Here is a 4,327-nt window from a genome sequence, read left to right on the forward strand (position 1 = left end):
TATTCCCGAAAGAACTATCAGTATAGGCAGCTAAGGTTTAAGCAATATGAAGGACTTAACATTATCGGGTAAGCTTGCGTAATCGTTTGTTTCAATGAACAGAAGTGCTCGCATAGCTTTTCACTATGTAAGCGAGAGTATCATTGGTCGAGAAAACTGGGCACTTATGAAACAGTGACCGACAAATTTATTACTGCCTGCCTTACCTTTACAGCCTCTTCTGCTAGGCTTTCTTATATACAAATATGTCAAAACTGATGTTCTCAGGAGCCAAAGGTCATGCCTAAACCTGCCATTTCAAATGTTATGAATGAGTTTCTCGCGTTTCACGAGCTATTGGATGCGGCTTACTGGGAGGCGTCCTCACTCGAACACAAAGACATTATCTATGACATTATTAGCCAGTTTTCCCAGGAAATTGCCGAGCTTAATAAGCTCAGCATACAAGACCACCATTATCCCTATGAATTTATTACCGAAGGCATTCGACGTATCCCTCCGAAATTAACTAATTTGGAAGATCAGCTTCCTACCATTATCAAACGCACACAAACTATGGCTGATATGAGGGAAGCCTTATCCAATATAATCGCTATATTAGAGGGACAATCTGAAGTTTAGTGGCCTAGCTCAAGCGAACAATTACTTCGGCTTAAGCTCAACAATCTGGACTATCTGAGCCTGCTCGTCATCAGGGCCTGAGGGGATATGATTAACCCGCGTATCAAGCTCTGACATTTCAACTTGTGCTATTTGCTTCTCAGTAAAGTCGCAGGCGACACACTCTTTAAAGGTGCCTTCATCAGATGAATACGTCACTAACTTGTCCATCTCACCGCAACGAGGGCATACGGCACCTGCGATAAAGCGCTTGGTTATCTTCTGCGTCATACCTTGATTCCCGCCTGCTTAAGCAATGGCTCAACACTTGGCTTACGACCGCGGAAGCTGGTAAACATATCAATCGCTTCAATTGAACCACCTACTTCGAGCACTTTTTCTTTATAGTCTTTACCCGTTTGCACGTTAAAGACACCTTCTTCCTCAAAGCGGGAAAACGCATCTGCTGCTAAGACTTCTGCCCACTTATAACTGTAATAACCCGCCGAATAGCCACCAGCAAATATATGGCTAAAGGAGTGGCTAAAACGCGTATATTCTGGCGAATCAATTACCGCAACTCGCTCTCGAACAGACTCCAGCACTGCTTGCACATCGGTGTTATCTGCTTCTGAGTAATCTCTATGCAAGAGGAAGTCAAACAAGGCAAACTCAAGCTGGCGCATCATCATCATGCCACTTTGAAAGTGTTTCGCTGCTAGCATCTTATCCAACATATCCTTCGGCAGCGCTTCTCCTGTTTGGTAGTGACGACTGATCATAGCTATCGATTCTTCCTGCCAGCACCAGTTTTCCAAAAACTGACTTGGCAGTTCAACCACATCCCAAGGCACCCCAGAAATACCTGATACCCCAGCAACATCGACTTTGGTTAACATATGGTGCAAACCATGTCCGAACTCATGGAACAGTGTCGTCACTTCATTGTGAGTTAACAAGCTATCTGCCAGATTACCGCTCTCATCCGCAACAGGCGGTGTAAAGTTACACGCCAAGAAAGCTACCGGCATTTGCACAGAGCCATCGGCCAAACGTCTGCGTGCACGACAGTCTGCCATCCAGGCGCCACCACGTTTGTCTTTTCGGGCATAGATATCCAGATAGAAACCAGCTACTTCTTCACCCTCGCTATAAATGCTGTAATAGCGAGCATCTTGGTGGAAGGTTTTCACCTCAGGGCGCTCTTTGACTTCAATGCCAAACAGTTTCTGAACCACATCAAACATGCCTTGCAGAACCACTGGTGCTGGGAAGTATGGCTTTAACGCTTCTTGCGAAATATCAAAACGAGCCTGTCGAAGCTTTTCGGAATAATAGCCCACATCCCAGGGATTCAGTTCAGCCACACCGAACTCTTCTTTCATATAGGCTTTAAGCTCTTCTACTTCATTTTTTGCGTAATCAATAGCCTTGCCTGCAAGCTGCTCTAAAAACTCAATCACTTCATCTGGCGTGTCTGCCATTTTAGTCGCTAAGGAGCGCTCGGCATGATTGTCAAACGACAGCAACTTAGCAAGCGCCTGACGGCAACTGAGTATGCGTTGGATATTATTACTATTATCCCACTTACCCGCATCAGGTCCTTGGTCGGAAGCGCGAGTCAAATAAGCCTGATATAGCTGCTCACGGATATTGGCATCATCGCAGTAAGTCATAACCGGCAAATAACTAGGAATATCCAGGGTAATCAGATAACCCTTTTCATGTCCCTTGGCTTTTGCCTGGCTTTCGAGCAGTTGTAGTGCACTTTCTGGCAGACCTGCAAGTGAATCAACGTCTTCAAAATAGAGCGTCCAAGACTGTGTCGCATCCAAGACATTTTCCGAAAAGCTGTTGGTCAGCTCTGACATCTCCTTCTTCAATGCCGAGTAGGCTTCTTTTTCATCATCTTCCAACGCCACTCCCGACAACTTGAAGCCACGAAGAGTATGTTTGATTGACTGCTTTTGAGCTTGGCTCAGCCCAGCGTATTCATCGCTATCAGCCAAGGCCTGATAAGCTAAAAACAAGTCCTTATTCTGCCCCATTTCTGTACCGTATTCTGTCAATTTAGCGATAAGGCGCTTGTAGATTTCTCTCAACTCATCGGAATTTAGCACTGAGTTATAATGGGAAATAACCGACCAAACATTATTCAAGCGATCGTCAGCACTTTCTAAAGGATACGCAAAATCTTGCCAAGAATATTGTTTATCAGTTACAAGCTTTTCGACTAAAGCTCTGTTGTCTGCAAGCACCTTATCTAATGCGGGCTCAAAGTGCTCTAATGTAATCTGCTCAAACAGTGGCAGTGGCGAATCAGCTAACAATGGGTTCATTAATTTTAACTCTATCTATTTGGTATATTTTTAAGGCAAGCGAGCTAAGCAGCTTGGAACAATTTATTCTTTATGGGGGCATTGATGATTTTTTAAAGCCCTTAGTCTCACTATAGCAACTTGCTCGCATAGCGCTAGATACTGGTGAAGATCACTAATTTTCGGTATTCTCTGCCCTCAAGTTGAACCGAAAAAACACTTAGGTCGCAACGACGTCAATAACACCGCCAGATGTATCACAAGAGGATCAGCCTATGAGCTGCGTGAGAAACTATCTCGACTTTTCCCCCAAACTAGACTCATCAGTTTTCGTCGACCCAACAGCCATTGTTATTGGTGATGTTGAAATCGGAGCCGATAGCTCTATCTGGCCTTTAGTCGCGATTCGCGGTGATATGCACAAAATTCGAATTGGTGAACGCAGCAGTATTCAGGATGGCTCTGTGTTACACATCACACATGCTGGCCCCTATAATCCAGACGGTTTTCCACTCACCATTGGCTCTGACGTTACCGTTGGTCATAAAGCTCTGCTACACGGCTGCACAGTAAAAGATCGAGTATTAGTAGGCATGGGGGCGATTGTTATGGACGGCGCGGTGATAGAAGAAGAGGTCATTCTCGCTGCAGGTAGCGTTGTCCCGCCAGGCAAGGTTCTGGAGTCCGGCCATATGTATCGTGGCAGCCCAGCAAAAAAGATCCGCCCCATTAGTGACAAGGAAAAAACCTTTTTCAAGTACACTGCAAGCAATTACGTCAAACTGAAAAACCAGCATATGGATGACCTTTCAAAACAAGGTTTGGATACTCGTCCAGACTCTCTTAAGAATCAGGATAAGTAGATGGCAATTCAGTGGTTCCCGGGTCATATGCACAAGGCCCGCAAAGAAATTAAGAAAGTCATGTCTCAAATAGATGTGGTGATAGAAATACTGGACGCTCGGATTCCATTCAGCAGCTCCAACCCAATGATTCGCCAGCTTAAGGAAGATAAACCCTGCATTAAGATTCTCAACAAGTCTGATTTAGCTGATCCAGACGTAGTCAAAGCTTGGCAAGAACACTTCGAAAAAGATGCACAAGTTAAAACCTTGGCAATTAGTGCTAATACCCTTAGCAATAAAGGCGCTATCGCCAACTTATGTCGAAAACTCGCACCACATCGTCAAGATTCAGATAAGCCCATAAATGCCATGATTATGGGCATTCCCAATGTCGGTAAATCTACCCTGATTAATTCCATCGCCGGCCGAGCTATTGCAAAAGTTGGCAACGAACCTGCGGTGACAAAGCGCCAGCAAAAGATAAACCTTGATAACGGCATCGTTCTCTCGGACACCCCTGGCGTACTCTGGCCAAAACTCGAACCCGAAACCTGTGGTTATCGT

5 protein-coding genes are annotated in these 4,327 nt (G+C 45.0%); 3 read left to right on the forward strand and 2 right to left on the reverse strand.

Annotated features, from left to right (window positions below; all coding sequences use genetic code 11):
• Positions 1 to 279 precede the first annotated feature (279 nt).
• Positions 280 to 621 carry a hypothetical protein gene (locus A3761_RS10980; protein ID WP_068510893.1) on the forward strand — a complete coding sequence of 114 codons (342 nt, stop codon included), beginning with the start codon at positions 280 to 282 and terminating at the stop codon, positions 619 to 621.
• Positions 622 to 642: 21 nt separating this feature from the next.
• Here A3761_RS10980 and A3761_RS10985 read toward each other — a convergent pair whose 3' ends face one another.
• Both A3761_RS10985 and A3761_RS10990 read right to left on the reverse strand, forming a co-directional pair.
• On the reverse strand, positions 643 to 891 hold the full coding sequence (locus A3761_RS10985) for a YheV family putative zinc ribbon protein (protein ID WP_082865221.1): 249 nt from the start codon (positions 889 to 891) through the stop codon (positions 643 to 645).
• A complete protein-coding gene (locus tag A3761_RS10990) occupies positions 888 to 2,939 on the reverse strand; it encodes a M3 family metallopeptidase (protein ID WP_068634313.1) in 2,052 nt (683 codons plus the stop codon). Before A3761_RS10990 ends, A3761_RS10985 begins: the two co-directional genes overlap by 4 nt.
• A 254-nt stretch (positions 2,940 to 3,193) precedes the next feature.
• On the opposite strand from A3761_RS10990, the gene A3761_RS10995 reads away from it, so the two are divergent.
• On the forward strand, positions 3,194 to 3,781 hold the full coding sequence (locus A3761_RS10995; protein ID WP_068553422.1) for a gamma carbonic anhydrase family protein: 588 nt from the start codon (positions 3,194 to 3,196) through the stop codon (positions 3,779 to 3,781).
• The coding region (gene ylqF, locus A3761_RS11000; RefSeq protein WP_068750212.1) for a ribosome biogenesis GTPase YlqF at positions 3,782 to 4,327 on the forward strand (546 nt) is incomplete at its 3' end.

This window comes from Oleiphilus sp. HI0123, from assembly GCF_001635315.1.

Bases quoted from the DNA above. Each gene is read 5' to 3' on its own strand.
- A3761_RS10980 (WP_068510893.1), top strand. From the start codon at position 280: ATGCCTAAACCTGCCATTTCAAATGTTATGAATGAGTTTCTCGCGTTT.
- A3761_RS10985 (WP_082865221.1), bottom strand. From the start codon at position 891: ATGACGCAGAAGATAACCAAGCGCTTTATCGCAGGTGCCGTATGCCCT.
- A3761_RS10990 (WP_068634313.1), bottom strand. From the start codon at position 2,939: ATGAACCCATTGTTAGCTGATTCGCCACTGCCACTGTTTGAGCAGATT.
- A3761_RS10995 (WP_068553422.1), top strand. From the start codon at position 3,194: ATGAGCTGCGTGAGAAACTATCTCGACTTTTCCCCCAAACTAGACTCA.